This window comes from Mesorhizobium sp. M6A.T.Cr.TU.016.01.1.1, from assembly GCF_003952585.1.
Taxonomy (GTDB): domain Bacteria; phylum Pseudomonadota; class Alphaproteobacteria; order Rhizobiales; family Rhizobiaceae; genus Mesorhizobium; species Mesorhizobium mediterraneum.
The window spans coordinates 2,506,852-2,522,304 of the sequence record NZ_CP034452.1 but is presented as its reverse complement, the minus strand read 5'-3'; the positions used below and the strand labels follow the sequence as shown (position 1 = coordinate 2,522,304).

Annotated in this window: 13 protein-coding genes and 1 pseudogene; 4 read left to right on the top strand and 10 right to left on the bottom strand. The window is 63.2% G+C overall.

Translation table 11 applies throughout. The features are described 5' to 3' along the window. Positions 1–64 precede the first annotated feature (64 nt). From EJ075_RS12010 to EJ075_RS12000, 3 genes and pseudogenes are all read left to right on the top strand, one after another. A pseudogene (locus EJ075_RS12010) lies at positions 65–950 on the top strand (alpha/beta hydrolase). Between the two features lie 122 nt (positions 951–1,072). Further along, a complete protein-coding gene (locus tag EJ075_RS12005; RefSeq protein WP_126104485.1) occupies positions 1,073–1,396 on the top strand; it encodes a hypothetical protein in 324 nt (107 codons plus the stop codon). Positions 1,397–1,809: 413 nt separating this feature from the next. Then, positions 1,810–3,414, top strand: a complete 1,605-nt coding sequence (locus EJ075_RS12000) for a caspase family protein (RefSeq protein WP_126104484.1) — start codon at positions 1,810–1,812, stop codon at positions 3,412–3,414. A gap of 109 nt (positions 3,415–3,523) precedes the next feature. Here the strand turns inward: EJ075_RS12000 and recQ are convergent, their stop codons facing one another. From recQ to uxaC, 9 genes are all read right to left on the bottom strand, one after another. Next, complete coding sequence (recQ, locus tag EJ075_RS11995; RefSeq protein ID WP_126104483.1) at positions 3,524–5,368, bottom strand: DNA helicase RecQ; 1,845 nt, start codon at positions 5,366–5,368, stop codon at positions 3,524–3,526. Between the two features lie 446 nt (positions 5,369–5,814). Beyond that, positions 5,815–6,153 carry a cupin domain-containing protein gene (locus tag EJ075_RS11990; protein WP_095487715.1) on the bottom strand — a complete coding sequence of 113 codons (339 nt, stop codon included), beginning with the start codon at positions 6,151–6,153 and terminating at the stop codon, positions 5,815–5,817. A gap of 13 nt (positions 6,154–6,166) precedes the next feature. Continuing rightward, positions 6,167–6,934 carry a 2-dehydro-3-deoxy-D-gluconate 5-dehydrogenase KduD gene (gene kduD, locus EJ075_RS11985; RefSeq protein WP_095487547.1) on the bottom strand — a complete coding sequence of 256 codons (768 nt, stop codon included), beginning with the start codon at positions 6,932–6,934 and terminating at the stop codon, positions 6,167–6,169. Then, a complete protein-coding gene (kduI, locus tag EJ075_RS11980; RefSeq protein ID WP_126104482.1) occupies positions 6,931–7,788 on the bottom strand; it encodes a 5-dehydro-4-deoxy-D-glucuronate isomerase in 858 nt (285 codons plus the stop codon). Before kduI ends, kduD begins: the two co-directional genes overlap by 4 nt. A gap of 27 nt (positions 7,789–7,815) precedes the next feature. Beyond that, entirely contained in the window at positions 7,816–8,592 is a 777-nt protein-coding gene (locus EJ075_RS11975) for a FadR/GntR family transcriptional regulator (RefSeq protein WP_126104481.1), read from the bottom strand. Positions 8,593–8,601: 9 nt separating this feature from the next. Continuing rightward, positions 8,602–9,882 (bottom strand): TRAP transporter large permease, encoded by a 1,281-nt coding sequence (locus EJ075_RS11970; RefSeq protein ID WP_095487552.1) that lies wholly within the window; start codon positions 9,880–9,882, stop codon positions 8,602–8,604. Positions 9,883–9,886: 4 nt separating this feature from the next. Continuing rightward, positions 9,887–10,414 (bottom strand): TRAP transporter small permease, encoded by a 528-nt coding sequence (locus EJ075_RS11965; protein WP_091600171.1) that lies wholly within the window; start codon positions 10,412–10,414, stop codon positions 9,887–9,889. A 103-nt stretch (positions 10,415–10,517) separates the two neighbouring features. Next, the gene (locus EJ075_RS11960) at positions 10,518–11,495 is read right to left on the bottom strand and encodes a TRAP transporter substrate-binding protein (protein ID WP_126104480.1); all 978 of its coding nucleotides are present in this window, start codon (positions 11,493–11,495) and stop codon (positions 10,518–10,520) included. A gap of 37 nt (positions 11,496–11,532) precedes the next feature. Continuing rightward, the gene (gene uxaC, locus EJ075_RS11955; RefSeq protein ID WP_126104479.1) at positions 11,533–12,942 is read right to left on the bottom strand and encodes a glucuronate isomerase; all 1,410 of its coding nucleotides are present in this window, start codon (positions 12,940–12,942) and stop codon (positions 11,533–11,535) included. A gap of 161 nt (positions 12,943–13,103) precedes the next feature. Between uxaC and EJ075_RS11950 the strand changes: the two genes are divergently transcribed. Beyond that, complete coding sequence (locus EJ075_RS11950) at positions 13,104–14,654, top strand: mannitol dehydrogenase family protein (RefSeq protein WP_164547087.1); 1,551 nt, start codon at positions 13,104–13,106, stop codon at positions 14,652–14,654. Positions 14,655–15,003: 349 nt separating this feature from the next. On the opposite strand, the gene EJ075_RS11940 is transcribed toward EJ075_RS11950, so the two are convergent. Then, positions 15,004–15,411 carry a F0F1 ATP synthase subunit epsilon gene (locus tag EJ075_RS11940; protein ID WP_095487560.1) on the bottom strand — a complete coding sequence of 136 codons (408 nt, stop codon included), beginning with the start codon at positions 15,409–15,411 and terminating at the stop codon, positions 15,004–15,006. Positions 15,412–15,453 lie beyond the last annotated feature (42 nt).

The window sequence follows — 15,453 nt, the reverse complement described above, 5'->3', positions numbered from 1 at the left end:
GCTGACGTGATCCTTCTGCTAAATTGTGCGTTGTTGCCTGAGGGCACGCCGAGGGAGACGAACAATGTTTGCAGGTTTCAGCGCCACCAGCTTGCAACTGGACGAGACGACCATTTTCGCAAGGGTCGGCGGAACGGGTCCGCCGCTGCTGCTTCTTCATGGTTTTCCCGAGACACATCTGATGTGGAGAGATATCGCCACAGCATTGGCGCCCCGCTTTACGGTGATCGCCGCCGATCTTCGGGGCTACGGGCACAGCGGGTGTCCGATTTCCTCTGCCGATCATAGTCCATACGCCAAACGCGCCATGGCCGGCGACATGGTTCAAGTCATGAAGCGGCTGGGGTTTGAGCAGTTCATGGTTGCCGGACATGATCGCGGCGGGCGGGTCGCCTATCGTCTGGCGCTCGACCATCCCGGCAAAATCTCCAAAGTCGCCGTCCTCGACGTCATCCCCACCGCCGCCGCGTGGGATAGGGCGGACGCCAGGCTGGCTCTGAGCTTCTGGCCCTGGAGCCTTCTCGCGCAACCGGAGCCGCTGCCGGAGCGGCTGATAGGCGCGGCGCCCGATGCCATCGTCGACAATGCGATTGTGCAGTGGGGGTCGCCGGCAGAAATGTTCTCTACGGAGGCCAGGGACGCCTATGTCGATGCGCTTCGCGATCCCGTACATGTTCACGCGATATGCGAAGAATATCGGGCCGCCGCCATGATCGATCGTGAACATGACGCGGCGGACCAGGCAAACGGTCGTCGCATTGAGTGTCCGCTCCTGGCGTAGCGAAGGCGCCCTGGAGAACTGGTATGTCGAGGAAGGCGGACCGCTGGCTATTTGGAGAAAATGGGCCGACAGCGTTGAAGGAGGCCCAGTCCGGGGCGGCCACTTCTTTCCAGAAGAGCACCCTCGCCAGACCGCAGCGGCTCTCTCGAAATTCTTCGAGGACAATTAGGGGGAATGACGCGTAGAACAGAGTATTGTAGGGGTTCACATGGCAGGATCTCGGGAATGCTCGGCGGTCCGGGATCGAGGATCTCTCTTCGCCCGTTCGGCGTCAAACATGCTTGATAAAAAATGAAAGCCAACTCTATAGCCACGCTTCTGATAGGCAGCTTCGTATTTGTCGGAGGTTGCGCATCGCCCTTCCAGACATCCTTTGATGCCGCGAAATACGACAAGATGAGTTGCGTCGAACTCAACGTAGCCATGGGCGAAGTCGCCAAGGAGATGTCGGCGACGGCGATCACCCGGGGCAAAGTCGCGAAAACCAATATCCCGGATTGGCTATGGGGGGCCCGGCGTGTCGCCTCTACCGTCACTGCCCGCCAGAGCGCGAGAATCGAGCGCTTGCGGCAGCAGGAGGCTGCGATCGCGGCGGCGAGACGAAGCAAGTGCTGATTGCGCCGACGGCGTGAGAGCGATGGCTCTGAGGCTGTTTGGCGGCTCCTAAAGCCCTTGCCACACCCCATGACAACTCGCTGCGACGCTGGCCTCCGCCTCTTGCCAATCGCCGCATTGGTCTGGGCGATTGTCGCGATACGTCAGTGGGTGGCTGGCTATAGGTCGAAGAGATCTTCCTTCACCTCGAGCAGATCAGGCGATTGTGACCGATCTTCCAGTTAGCGAGAACGGCTTCATCAGATGTTCCGGCTGGATGCGCCAGCCAAATTACCGCAGCTTCTCGAAGTGATAGCCGGAGGCGGCACGTGCAAGTCCTGATCGGTTGATTGTCCTCCAGAAGCGTAGACTGTTCCATAGACGAAATTCGGAGTACGTTGGTAAGGGCCGCAACTTGATTGTGGATACGACCGATGAGGTTCTGGGCCGTCATTGTTGGGTTGCTGTTGCTGAGCGCAGCCGACTTGCTGCGGGCAACGGCTTTCGCCGCCGACGGCAATCGGATCGCCCTTGTCATCGGCAACAGCAAATATGTCTATGCGCCCACGCTGGCCAACCCCGCCAGCGATGCCCGGCTGATGGCTGAAACACTGCGCAGGGCTGGGTTCAAGGTCGTCGAAGGCATCGACCTTGACTATGCGGGAATGCATGACCGGTTGAACCGGTTTACCGAAGCCTCATACGACGCGGAAGTGGCGGTGATCTACTATGCCGGTCACGGCATGCAGGTGAACGGAAAGAACTATTTGGTTCCGGTCGATGCCGAATTGACGGCTCCGGCGCATCTCAGGACCCGCACCATTCAGATCGATGAGCTGCTTGTCGCCCTTCCGCCCGACCCGGGGGTCGGCGTCGTCATCCTGGACGCCTGCCGCGACAATCCTCTCGCCAGGACTCTCGCGGCTTCGCTGCCGAAGAGCCGATCGACCACCGCCCCTGGGCTGGCACCGGTCGATATCGCCTCGACGGATATCGGCACTGGCGGCGTGCTGATCGCCTACGCGACCGACCCCGGCGCGGTCTCCTACGACGGCACTGGCGCCAACAGCCCCTATACGACCTCTCTTGCTAAACATCTGGCGGAGCCCGGCGTCGATATCCAGAGCGCACTGACGCGTGTGCGGGGTGAGGTGACGGCCGAGACCAATGGACGCCAGCGGCCCTGGCACAACGCCTCGCTTGGCCGCGAGGTCTTTATCGGGCCGCCTGAAACGGCGGCTGCGCCAGCGCAGGCTCCGGGCAGCAACTCGGCGAACCATGCCGCCGAACCGGACTCGCGCGGATGGGAAGTCGAACAGCGCGTGTGGGACGAAGCCTCGAAGCGCAACACCGTCGCCCACTACGAAGCCTATCTGCAGCAATTCCCGAATGGAGCATTCGCCTATCTGGCGCGTCTCAACCTGGACCAACTCAAAAAGGGACCGCCAGTCGTTGCCACGGTGGAAAACGATACGTCGAGATCCGCCACCGCGGCCGAGTCTCCGGCAGCGACCGCCGATCCCGACAGCGAAGCCGGTACGGAATTGACGGAAAGTGCCATTGGGCTCGATCGTCAGGAAAAAGTCGATCTGCAGGAGAGGCTGTTGGCGATTGGCTATGATCTCGGCGACGCCGATGGCACTTTTGGCGCCGCGACGCGCCGAGCTATTGGCCTCTGGCAGAAGGAAAACGCTCTGTCCCCGACCAGCTTTCTTACCCGCAAGCAGTATGTTCGCCTGAAACTTGATTCCGACGACGCCGTAAAGAGCTATCGCGCCCAGCGAGCGACGGAAGCAGACGCGAAAAAGCAGGAAAGCGCCACGTCGCAAAAGACACGCAAGCCTGCGCCGGTCGTCCGCGCGAAGCCGAGACGTGAACAACGCGAGGCGACAAAACCGCGGCCAGCAGCAAAGTCAAAGGCGGCCTCGCAAGCCCCTGCGGCGCGCCAGTCCAAGTTCCGCAACTGCAGCGGCATAGACGGCACCTTCCAGGTTCCCGCTTCCCAAAAATGTCCGTTGAGCGGCTACGCGCATTATTGAGAATCTCTTCGGACGAGGCACGCCCGAAAATTTCATGCCAGACATGCCTTCCTCTCAAGACCGCCACGCCGTCGTTCCAAAGCCGCTGCACACTCGTGGGCGGCACGGTCTAGGCCGACGTCTCTGACTGATGCGCGGCGATTGCGCTCAGAAAAATCTGGCCGAATTCTCTGAGCTTCGCGGCGCCGACGCCGTTGACTGCGGCGAAGGCGTCGAGGTCGCGCGGGTAGCGTTCGGCCATGTCGATCAGTGTACGATCGGAGAAGATCACGAAGGCCGGCACCTGGCGCTCCCGGGCAAGACGCAGCCGTACCGCCTTGAGCGTGGCCAACAGCGCGGAATCCAGCCCTTCCGTGCCCGCGATAGCATCCGGGGTGGGACGTGTCTTACCGCGCGATGCGCGGCTCCGCACCTCTACGCGATACCGGAACGGCACATCGCCACGGGCCAGCTCACGGCCCTTTTCGGCTATGGCGAGGCCGCCATGACCGCCTGAGTCCAACGTCAGAAACCCTCCCGCGACGAGCTGGCGGACCAGCGACAGCCACACATCCTTCTTGTGCGCCACACCGGTCCCGAAGCTGGCAAGCCTGTGGTGGTTCCTGGCCAGGACCTTCTCGGTTTCGTGGCCGATCAAAACATCGACGACATGGGCAGCACCAAAGCGCTCGCCGGTCTGGGCGATGGCCGCGAGGATGATCCGTGCCTCCACCTCGCCATCCGCATGCGGCGTCTGGTCAAGGCAATTGTCGCAATTGCCGCAAGGCACTGCTGTTTCGCCGAAGTAGCCAAGCAGGATCTGGCGGCGACACTGCGCCGTCTCGCAATAACCGATCAGCGTGTCGAGGCGGCCATGCGCGCGTCTTTTATGCTTCGCCGGCGCATCCTCGTCTTCGATGAAAAGCCGGCGCATGCGGATATCGCCGAGACCGAAGAGCATATGTGCCTCGGCAGCCCGCCCGTCGCGGCCCGCGCGCCCAATTTCCTGATAATAGGCTTCGAGGCTGCCCGGCAGATCGGTATGGAAGACATAGGCGACGTCAGGCTTGTCGATGCCCATGCCGAAGGCGATGGTCGCCACCATCACGACGCCGGACAAGGTCATGAAAGCGTTTTGATTTGCTTCACGCGCGTCCTTGCTCATGCCGGCATGATAGGCCAGGGCACGCACGCCGTTCTTCTCGAGGAACGCCGCCATCTCCTCGGTCTTCTTGCGCGACAGGCAATAGACGATCCCGCTGCGGCCGGCATGACGCTCTACGAAGCTCAGCAATTGGCGCTTGCTGTCCTGCTTGACCTCGATGCCAAGCTTGATGTTCGGCCGGTCGAACCCCAGCACCAGGCTTTCGACACGCCCGGCGAACAGCTGCGCGGCGATGTCGGTGCGCGTCGCCTCGTCCGCCGTCGCCGTCAGCGCAATGATCGGCACGCCAGGGAAAATGTCGCGCAGCCGCGACAACTCTTCATATTCGCGCCGGAACGCCGGGCCCCACTGGGAGATGCAATGCGCCTCGTCGACGGCGATCAGCCGGATATCGAGCCTGGCGAGCGCCTCGAGCATCCGCGCGGTCATGAGCCGTTCCGGCGCAAGATAGAGCAGGCGCGTCTGGCCCGCCGCAACGCGGCGCCATGCGGCGACATTGGCATCGCGGTCGAGTGAGGAATTGATCGTATCGGCCGCCACGCCGGCAAGACGCAATGCGGCGACCTGGTCCTGCATCAACGCCACCAGGGGCGAAACGACGATGGTGAGCCCGCCCAGGACCAGCGCCGGGACCTGATAGCAGAGCGATTTGCCAGCGCCGGTCGGCATCACAGCCAGCACATGACGCCCGGCCAGCAGCGCCTCCGTCACAGCGTCCTGGCCGGGCCGAAAATCATCGAAGCCGAACACGTCCTTCAGGACGCGCCGCTTAGGATCCTCCGCCCGGACGCTCGCCGTCGATACCTGCATCAGGGAATTTCTATGATCGGCGCCGCCTGAAAAGGCAGGGCGGGAACGGTCAGGAGCAGCGGTGGCATGACCTGCCAAAGCTCCCCGGCGAATCTCCAGCTGACTGCCTTGACCGCGGGTTCGAACACTTGATCCCCCTTCAAGTCCTGTCTCCGTCGGCGCCAACTGAAAGAATATCTCCCTCATTGGCGGATATGGGATCGTGATTCCAGCCCCTATTCGCTTTGGCTGTGAATATCGCGTCGACTCTGGCCGGTTAATCCTATCTTCATCATAATTCGGCAGGTTCAGGTTCTGCGGTGATGTTTTGAGTACCGCGGCGCCACAAGCGCCCAGGCAACACGCCCGCGTCTCTCCGGAGACGCGGGCTTTTCGTTTGCGGGATATGCTGGAAGCGCCTGCCCCTCGGCCGGACACACGCCGCGATGACCTGCCTTCACGCGGCTTCAGTCGATAAAATCGGCGCGGTGCGGCGTAAAGCTGTCCACCAGGCGCCCGGCCTCGAGCGCCCTGACGCCATGAACCAGGTTGGAAGGGACAATGAAGCTGCTTCCCGTCTCCAGGATCTCGGTCCTGCCGTCGATGGTGACCTCGAAGCGGCCTTCGGCGACGTAGCTCGCCTGGACATGCGGGTGCGAATGCAGCGCGCCGACACCGTCCTTGTCGAACCCGAACTCGACCATCATCAGTTCGTCCGTGTGCAGCAGCACACGCCTGCGATTGCCGTCCGGCGTCGGCGTCCATGCGCCCTCGCCGGCGTGCGAGAAGATCTTCGTTCCGGTCATCGCCAAATCCTCCTCATCGCGCCAGCCAGCCGCCGTCCACCGGCACCACCGCGCCATGCATATAGTTGGACGCCGGCGCCAGCAGGAAGACAGCCGCGTCGCCGATGTCTTCCGGACCGCCCCAGCGCCCGGCCGGAATGCGCGCCAGAATGGCGGCGCTGCGGTCTGGATCGGCACGCAGCGCCTCGGTGTTGTTGGTTTCGATATAGCCGGGCGCAATGCCGTTGACGTTGATGCCTTTCGACGCCCATTCGCAGGCGAGCAATCGGGTGATGCCGAGCACGCCGTGTTTCGAGGCGGTATAGGAGGCGACGCGGATGCCGCCCTGGAAGCTCAGCATCGACGCGATGTTGACGATCTTGCCGCGCCGCCCCGGATCGGCAAGCACGCGCCGGGCAAAACTCTGGCCGAGAAAAAAGACCGTCTTCAGATTGACGTCCGTGACGTCGTCCCAATCGGCTTCCGTCAGATCGACGGCGTCGGCGCGCCGGATGATGCCGGCATTGTTGACCAGCCCATCGAGCGGCCCGGTTTCGTCCCAGACGCGATCGAGCATCGCCTGGGCGGCGGCATGATCGGCAAGATCGCAGCGTTCCGCCTCGAACCGTCCGCCCACCGCCGCGACCTTTTCCGCGGTCTCATCCATCGCAGAACGGCCGACGCCGACCACAGCACCACCGGCGCGCGCGATCGACAAGGCGATGCCTTGGCCGATGCCGGTGTTGGCGCCGGTGACGAGGATACGCTTGCCGGCCAGGCTGAAAGCCGAGAGGTCGCTCACCGCAGCTCGTCCATCGCCACCGGATCGACATCGGTATAGTCGACATTGTCGCCGGCCATCGCCCAGATGAAGGCGTAGTTGGACGTGCCAGCGCCAGAATGGATCGACCATCCCGGCGACAGCACCGCTTCTTCATTGCGCAGGACGAGGTGACGGGTCTCGTCCGGTTCGCCCATGAAATGGAACACGCGCGCCGCTTCCGGCAGGTCGAAATAGAGATAGGCTTCCATGCGCCGGTCATGCACATGGCACGGCATGGTGTTCCAGACCGAGCCTGACGCAAGCTGGGTCATGCCGACGACGAGCTGGCAGGTTTTGACGCCTCCGGCATGGATGAACTGGAAGATCGAGCGCTCGTTGCAGGTCGCCTGGCTACCGAGGTCGAGCCGCTTGGCATCGCCGATGCGGATCAGCTGGCTGGGATGGCTCTGATGCGCCGGCGCGCTGAGTAGATAGAACTTGGCCGGCTCGGCCGGATTGACTGAGGCGAACGACACCTCATTGGCGCCCATGCCGAGATACAGCATGTCGCGCGGCTGCAGCTCGTAGGATTGGCCGCTCGCCTTCACCATGCCGGCGCCGCCTATGTTGACGGCGATCATTTCGCGGCGATCGAGAAAGTTCTTGGTCCCGGTCGGCTTGATCGCCTCCAGCGGCAGCGGCGTGCCCGCGGGCATGGCGCCGCCGACGATCATGCGGTCGTAATGCGTGTAGGTCAGGCCGATGCGGCCTAACTGGAACAGGCCTTCGATCAGGAAATTGTGGCGAAGCTCGTCCGTCCCCATCGCCGCGGCGGTAACAGGGTCGATGGCGAAGCGCGAGGTGAAGTCCGTGTGATTGTCAGTGTGATTCATTGCTGTCCCATTGGGCTGCCTCATTGGTCATTCGGTTGCCGCGGCCTTAACCGACTCAGCATAAAAACTTTGACGTGCGTGCAGCCGCTCACGATAGCGCTGCTGGCTAGCGGTGAGATGCGCGCGCATGGCTTCGCGCGCGGACTCGGCATCGCCTGTCGTAATGGCATTCAGGATCACCAGATGCTCGCCTTGCAGTCCCCGCTGGTAGACGTCGGATTGGGCGAGCTCGGTGGACCACGGTGACGTCACGTCGCAAGGAATGGCGCGCCGGCCGAGCACGTCGAGCATCTCGACATAGAACGGGTTGTTGGTGGCGCTGGCGATCGCGCGGTGGAAGGCAAGGTCGGCCGGACCCGTCGGCTCGCTGTTCAAGAGCAGCCTCTCGAACTCGAAGAACGCCTCCTGGATCGCCGCTTCCTGCGCGGCATTGCGACGGATAGCGGCGAGCCCGGCGGATTCGATCTCGATCGCCAGGCGCACTTCGAGCACGTTGAGCGCGATCGAATCCTTGCTGCCCATGTCCGCGGCCAGCGCGCCGAACATCGTCGATATATGCTCGGTGACGAAGACACCGGCGCCCTGGCGCGGCTCAACCAGACCGTCGGCAGCGAGCTTGGCCAGCGCTTCGCGGATGACGGTGCGGCTGACCCCGAAGGTTTCGGTCAGCTGACCCTCGGTCGGCAGCTTTTGGCCTGGCTGGATCTCGCCCGCCTGCAACTGCTTGCGGATCGCCGCGACCACGGTCTCCGACAGCTTGGGCTTGCGTTCGACCTTCAGGCTGATCGCCGTATCCGATGCCATTGCCAACCCCTATTTGAAGACGCTCGGCAGCCATAGCGAGATGGCCGGAATGTAAGTGACGAGCCCCAGCACCACGAGGCCTGCCCCATAGAATGGCCAGATCGAGCGCATCGCTTCCCAGACGGATATTTTGCCCACCGCGCACGCCACGAACTGCACCGCGCCCACCGGCGGCGTGTTCAGCCCGATGCCGAAGTTGAGGATCATGATGACGCCGAAATGCACCGGATCGACGCCGTAGGCCTGTGCCACGGGCAGGAAGATCGGCGTGCAGATGATGATCGTCGGCCCCATGTCCATGAACGTGCCGAGAAACAGCATCAAGAGGTTGAGCAGGAGAAGCACGACCAGCGGATCTTCCGAGATCGCGTTCATCGAGGCTATGAGCGCCGCCGGCACTTTCAGGAAGGCCATCAACCACGAGAACGCCGCCGCCATGCCGATGATGAGCAGCACCATGGCCGTGGTGCGCACGGCGCCATGGGTGGCATGAACGAAACCTTCCCAAGTCATCTGCCGGTAAACCAAGACAGTCACGAGCAACGCATAGATGACTGCGATGCAGGAACTCTCGGTGGCCGTGAAAATACCCGATCGCACGCCGCCGAAGATGATCGCGATCAGCAGCAGGCCGGGCACCGCGACGGCGAAGAGATGCGCGACGGCGGCGAAACCCGGAAACGGCTCGGTCGGATAGCCGCGGGAGCGCGCCACGAAATAGGCGGTGACCATCAGTGCCAGGGCCAAAAGCAGGCCCGGGATGATGCCGGCCGTGAACAGGTCGGCGATCGAGATCTTTCCGCCTGCCGAGATCGAGTAGATAATCATGTTGTGCGACGGCGGCAGGAGCAGCGCGATCAGCGCCGCCATCGACGTGACGTTGACGGCGTAGTCCGCTCCATATCCACGCGCCTTCATCTGCGGGATCATCAAGCCGCCTACCGCTGCCGCCTCCGCCACCGCGGAGCCCGAAATGCCGCCGAACAGTGTAGCGGTCGCGATGTTGACCTGCCCGAGACCGCCACGCATGTGGCCGACGAGCGAGCCGGCGAAGGCGACGATCTTGCTGGCGATGCCGCCGCGCACCATCAAGTCGCCGGCGTAGATGAAAAACGGAATGGCCAGCAGCGAAAAGACGCTCATGCCGGAATTCAGGCGCTGGAACACGATGAGCGGCGGCAGGCCCATGTAGAGGACGGTGGCAAAGCTTGCGACGCCGAGGCAGAAGGCGATCGGCGTGCCGATAAGCATCAGAACGGTGAAGACGCCGAAGAGTATCCAGAGTTCCATGGCGTCAGACCTTCACGTTCGCTGTGTCGAGTTCGGCTGCGACTTCCGCCGGCGGCAGCTCATCGAGCGCATCGTCGATCGGCGCACCGGAGAGGCGAAGCACGATCCGCTCCAGCGTGAAAAGCACGATGAGCGCGCCTCCCGCGACAAGCGGGACGTAGTCCCAGCCCCCTGATATGCCGAGCGACGGCAAGGTGGCGCCCCAGGTCAAGGCGACCAGCTGGCTGCCATACCAGATCATGCCGATGCCGAAGGCGAGCGCGACGAGGTCCGAGATCATCCTCAGCCAACGCTTGCCGCCTTTCGGCAGCACGTAGAGCAGGACGTCGAAGCCGAGGTGATAGTTCTCGCGCACGCCGACGGCGGCGCCGAGGAAAATGAACCAGCTCATCAGCATCACCGAGCCCTGCTCGGTCCAGCTCGGCGAGCGGTTCAGAACATAGCGGCCGAACACCTGCCAGGCGACGAAGGCGGTCATCAGCACCAGCCCGATGCCGGCGATCCACAGCGCCGCCGTGCTGACGCGCGACATCACGCGCGCGATGCCGGCAAGGGGCGGTCTCTGTTCTGGGCTGAAGGTCACCGGTTCTCTCCGCAAGAGGATGGCGGCGCGGAATGCCCGCGCCGCCGCTTGATCACTGCGCGGCCTTGATGGCCTCGACCATGGCCTTCAGCTTGTCGTCCTTGACGTGCTTCTCGTAGACCGGGCCCATCGCGTCGATGAAGGGCTGCTTGTCCGGCGTCGTGATCTGCGAACCGGCCGCCTCGACCTTGGCACGCGATTCCTTGACCTTGGCGGCCCACAGCTCACGCTGCTTGGCGACGCTTTCCCTGGCGGCCGCCTTGAAGATCGCCTGGTCTTCCGGCGTCAGCTTGTCCCAACTCGACTTCGCCATGACGAAGGCTTCCGGCACCATCGTGTGCTCGTCGAGCGAATAGAACTTGGCGACTTCCGCATGTTTGGCGGTGTCGTAGCTCGGAAAATTGTTCTCCGCGCCGTCGATGACCCCGGTCTCGATCGCCGAATACACCTCGCCATACGGCATTGGCGTCGCGTTGGCGCCGAGTGCCGCCACCATGTCGACGAAGATGTCGGACTGGATGACGCGGAACTTCATGCCGGCCAGATCGGCTACAGAGTTGATCGGCTTCTTCGAATTGTAGAAGGAGCGCGCACCGCCGTCATAAAAGGCGAGCAGCACCAGCCCGACCTGTTCGAACGCCGTCGCGATCTGGTCGCCGACCGCTCCGTCCATGACCTTGTGCATATGGTCTTCCGAGCGGAAGATGTAGGGCAGCGAGGGCACGGTGGTTTCGGGGATCAGCCCGTTGAACGGCGCCATCGAGACGCGGTTTAGGTCGATCACGCCGGAGCGCACCTGCTCGATCGTGTCCTTTTCCTCGCCGAGCTGCGCGGAATGATAAAGCTCGACCGTATAGCGGCCGGCCGTCCGCTCCTTCACAAGCTCGCCGAAATATTTGACCGCCTCGACTGTCGGATAGCCGTCCGGATGCGTGTCGGACGAGCGCAGAACCGTCTGGGCGCTTGCCGTTCCAGCCATCAGTGCGGCGGCAAGCAGCGTAGCTCCCGCCAGTTTAGAAAAATGCAGCATTGGTTTCCTCCCGTTTGAACGATGGCGGCAAGCGCCGTTAGAGCCGGTACGCCTTTTTCGCGAGCGTATAGGCCAGATCCTGCGCCAACTCGTGCGCCTCGTCCTCGCGGAGTCGGTGCTCGGCGACGAGACGCGCAAGAAAGGCGCAATCGACCCGACGCGCCACGTCGTGGCGAGCCGGGATGGATGGAAAAGCGCGGGTATCGTCGTTGAAGCCGACGGTGTTGTAGAAGCCGGCCGTCTCGGTCGTCATCTCGCGGAACCGGCGCATGCCCTCCGGGCTGTCGTGGAACCACCAGGCCGGCCCGAGTTTCAGCGCCGGGTAGACGCCGGCGAGCGGCGCCAGTTCGCGCGCATAGCTGGTCTCGTCCAGCGTGAAGAGAATGATGGTAAGGTCGCGCTCCAGCCCGACGCAGTCGAGCAGCGGCTTCAGCGCCGTCACATAGTCGGTTCTGGTCGGGATATCGAAACCCTTGTCCCTGCCGAACTTCCGGAAGACGGCAGGCGAATGATTGCGAAAGGAGCCGGGATGGATTTGCAGGACAAGCCCATCGTCGCGGCTCATCTTGGCCATCTCGGTCAGCATCTGGGCACGAAACAGTTTTCGCTCGCGCTCGTCATCCGAGCCCCGGCGGATGCGGTTGAACAGCTCCTGCGCGGCGGCATCCGACAGATTGGCGGTCTCCGCCGTTGGATGGCCGTGATCCGACGCGGTCGCGCCGAAACTCTTGAAGAAGGCTCGTCTCTGGCGATGCGCATCGAGATAGCCGGCCCAGTTACCGGTATCGCAGCCGGTGATTTCTCCGAGCTGGTCGAGATTGGCCGAAAACCCTTCGAAATCGGGATCGACGACCGCGTCCGGCCGATAGGCGGTGACGACGCGCCCATCCCAGCCGCTGTCGCGGATCATCTGGTGCCATTTGAGATCGTCGAGCGCGCCTTCGGTCGTCGCGATGACCTCAATGTTGAAGCGCTCGAACAGCGCTCGCGGGCGAAAATTCTCCCACTGCAGCAAGGTCGCGATCATGTCGTAATGGCGGTCGGCGGTTGCGGCCGTCAGCGGCTCTTCGATGCCGAACAGATGGGCAAGCACATGGTCGAACCACAGCCGCGTCGGCGTGCCGCGGAACAGATGATAGTGCTCGGCGAAGCGCCGCCAGATCGTCCTGCCGTCGGTCTCCACCGGTGAGCCGTCGAGCGTTGGCACGCCGAGGTCCTCGAGGCGGACGCCCTGGCTGAACAGCATGCGGAAGATGTAGTGGTCCGGCACAACAAGCAATTGCGCCGGATCGGCAAACGCCTCGTTGAGCGCATACCAGCGCGGATCGGTGTGACCATGCGGGCTGACGATCGGCAGGTTCTTCACGCCGGCGTAAAGATCGCGGGCAACCGAAAGCGGACGCGTCTCCGATGGAAACAGCAAATCCGGATGCGTCAGCACGGCCACATCAATCCTCCCAATACGGCAATCGGTAGGATCGGAAAGAAGTAATGTCAACATACAAAAATCGGGTTGTTATATGATGACTTGATGGCGGTGACCCATTGTGCAGGATGGAAACGGATGTTACGCCGCTGCCAGCCACGCCTCCGGACGATCGCCGCACCATGACCAACAGACGCCTTTCCAACAGCACGCTGCAGGCATTGCCGGCTCTGGCCGCGATCCCTGGATATGATCGCGACCAGATCGTGCCAGGCATCGTCCATCTCGGCGTCGGCGCGTTCCACCGCGCTCATCAGGCAGCCTATGTCGACGACTGCCTGGCGACGGGAGAGACGGATTGGGGCATTGTCGGCGTCTCGCTGCGCAGCGCCGACACACGCGACGCGCTGGCGCCGCAGGACGGGCTCTACACGCTGGCGGTCAGAAGCAGCGACAGTGAAAGCCTGCGCGTCGTCGGCTCGATCCTGTCGATGCTGGTGGCCCCGGAAGATCCGGGCGCGGTGCTGGCCGCGCTGACCGATCCGCGCACCTCGATCGTCACGCTGACGATCACCGAGAAAGCCTATCTCAGGGCGGCGGGTGGCGGACTGGACACAGCCCATCCCGACATCGTCCACGACTTGGCGAACCCGCAAATGCCGCGAACGGCGCATGGTTTTCTGACCGAATCCCTTTCGCGCCGCCGTGCCGCCGGCATCCGGCCATTCACCGTGCTCTGCTGCGACAATCTCCCGGCCAATGGCGCCACGCTGCACAGGCTGCTGGTCGAATTCGCCGCGCTACGCGGTACCAGGCTCGCCACTTCAGGCGATGCCAGGCTCGCCACTTCAGGCGATGCCAGGCTCGCCACTTCAGGCGATGCCGATCTCGCCCGCCATATCGCCGACGAGGTGGCGTTTCCATCGAGCATGGTCGATCGCATCGTGCCGGCGACCACCGATGCCGACCGGACACGGATATCAGGCCAGCTCGGCGTCGAAGACGCGTGGCCGGTGATGACCGAGCCATTCTGCCAATGGGTGGTCGAAGACGATTTCCCGGCGGGCAGGCCGGCCTGGGAAAAGTTCGGCGTCACCATGGTCGGTGATGTCGGGCCGTTCGAGGACATGAAGCTGCGCCTGCTCAACGGCTCGCATTCGGCCATCGCCTATCTCGGCCTGCTCAGCGGATATGAGACGGTCGACCGCGCCTTTGCCGATCCGGCGATCCGGCAATTCGTCGACGGATTGTGGGCAGAGGCCATCCCGACGCTGCCGCAGGACGCCGGGCTAGACACGACCGACTACACGGCCCAACTCGCTAAGCGTTATTCGAACACCGCGCTTGCCCACCGGACGGCGCAGATCGCCAATGACGGCAGCCAGAAACTGCCGCAGCGCATCGTTGCCTCCGCCATGGAGCGGCTGAGTGCCGGTGCCCCGCCCGCGCATCTGATGCTGGTGGTGGCCGCCTGGATCGCCGCTTGCGAGGCGCGCGGCAAATCCCTGCCGGAAAACCATTTCACCGACCCGCTCGACTTGGCCCTGGCCGCACTAGGCACCCGACAGCTATCGGCTGGCGAAGCGGTGGCGGCGGTGTTCGACCTGGCCGGCTTCGCCAAGGGCGGTGCTGAGCGCCTGACGCTGATCGACTTAGCGGCCGCCCATCTCGAGCGCCTGCGACAAGGTGGTGTGGCTGCTGCTTTCGCATCGCTGGGCATTGGGAGCGAATGACTATTAGGCTGATCTGATACTGATCCGGGATCAGGGCGTAGCGGGCGATGCAGAACTTTGACGTCGGCGGGACAGCGCCCCCCTCTGTCCTGCCGGACATCTCCCCCACAAGGGGGGAGATTGGCAGCTCTGATGCCGGCGCCAGTTCAGCAACGTCGGAGATTTGCGAAAGCCGCAGTGTCGGCCAATCTCCCCACCCGTGGGGGAGATGTCCGGCAGGACAGAGGGGGGCGCGAAGGAACGCGACGGAAGCTTTATCCTGGGCCGTCCTACTCTTGGCCTATGTCGTAGCATAAATCCCAGGACCTACGCTCCGCTTCGCCCTGAATGACGAGGGATAGCCCAGCCTTTAGGCCGGCAGGATGGCGCTCTCAAGTGTGGTGAGCTGGCTAAGGAACTGCTCGGCCTTGGTACGGGTCTGATCGTCCTTGGCGTCGGCGGCGTCTTCCCTGGCTTCCTGGATCCGGCGGGCAAGGTCGGCGCGGTCGATGTCGCCGACGGCTACCGCCGATTCTGCCAGCAACGTGCAGCCAGCCGGAACGATGTCGGCAAAGCCGCCGAACACGACGTAGCGTTCTTCGTTGCCGGCGGCGGTCTTCACCGTGACGACACCCGGCTTGATCGTGGTCATGACCGGCGCGTGATGCGCCATGACAGTCATTTCGCCTTCGGCGCCCGGAATGACGACGGATTCGACCTGCTCGGAAACCAGCAGGCGCTCCGGCGAGACCAGTTCGAATTTGAAAGCTTCAGCCATGTCAATTTAGTGAGTAGGGAATAGTGAGTAGGGAGTAGGGAG

What these genes read in the sequence shown, in the direction of transcription:
- EJ075_RS11940 (WP_095487560.1), bottom strand. Translation starts at nt 15,411, where the DNA reads ATGGCTGAAGCTTTCAAATTCGAACTGGTCTCGCCGGAGCGCCTGCTG.
- EJ075_RS11970 (WP_095487552.1), bottom strand. Translation starts at nt 9,882, where the DNA reads ATGGAACTCTGGATACTCTTCGGCGTCTTCACCGTTCTGATGCTTATC.
- EJ075_RS11965 (WP_091600171.1), bottom strand. Translation starts at nt 10,414, where the DNA reads ATGTCGCGCGTCAGCACGGCGGCGCTGTGGATCGCCGGCATCGGGCTG.
- EJ075_RS11950 (WP_164547087.1), top strand. Translation starts at nt 13,104, where the DNA reads ATGACCAACAGACGCCTTTCCAACAGCACGCTGCAGGCATTGCCGGCT.
- recQ (WP_126104483.1), bottom strand. Translation starts at nt 5,368, where the DNA reads ATGCAGGTATCGACGGCGAGCGTCCGGGCGGAGGATCCTAAGCGGCGC.
- EJ075_RS11975 (WP_126104481.1), bottom strand. Translation starts at nt 8,592, where the DNA reads ATGGCATCGGATACGGCGATCAGCCTGAAGGTCGAACGCAAGCCCAAG.
- EJ075_RS12000 (WP_126104484.1), top strand. Translation starts at nt 1,810, where the DNA reads ATGAGGTTCTGGGCCGTCATTGTTGGGTTGCTGTTGCTGAGCGCAGCC.
- EJ075_RS12005 (WP_126104485.1), top strand. Translation starts at nt 1,073, where the DNA reads ATGAAAGCCAACTCTATAGCCACGCTTCTGATAGGCAGCTTCGTATTT.
- EJ075_RS11960 (WP_126104480.1), bottom strand. Translation starts at nt 11,495, where the DNA reads ATGCTGCATTTTTCTAAACTGGCGGGAGCTACGCTGCTTGCCGCCGCA.
- EJ075_RS11990 (WP_095487715.1), bottom strand. Translation starts at nt 6,153, where the DNA reads ATGACCGGAACGAAGATCTTCTCGCACGCCGGCGAGGGCGCATGGACG.
- kduI (WP_126104482.1), bottom strand. Translation starts at nt 7,788, where the DNA reads ATGAATCACACTGACAATCACACGGACTTCACCTCGCGCTTCGCCATC.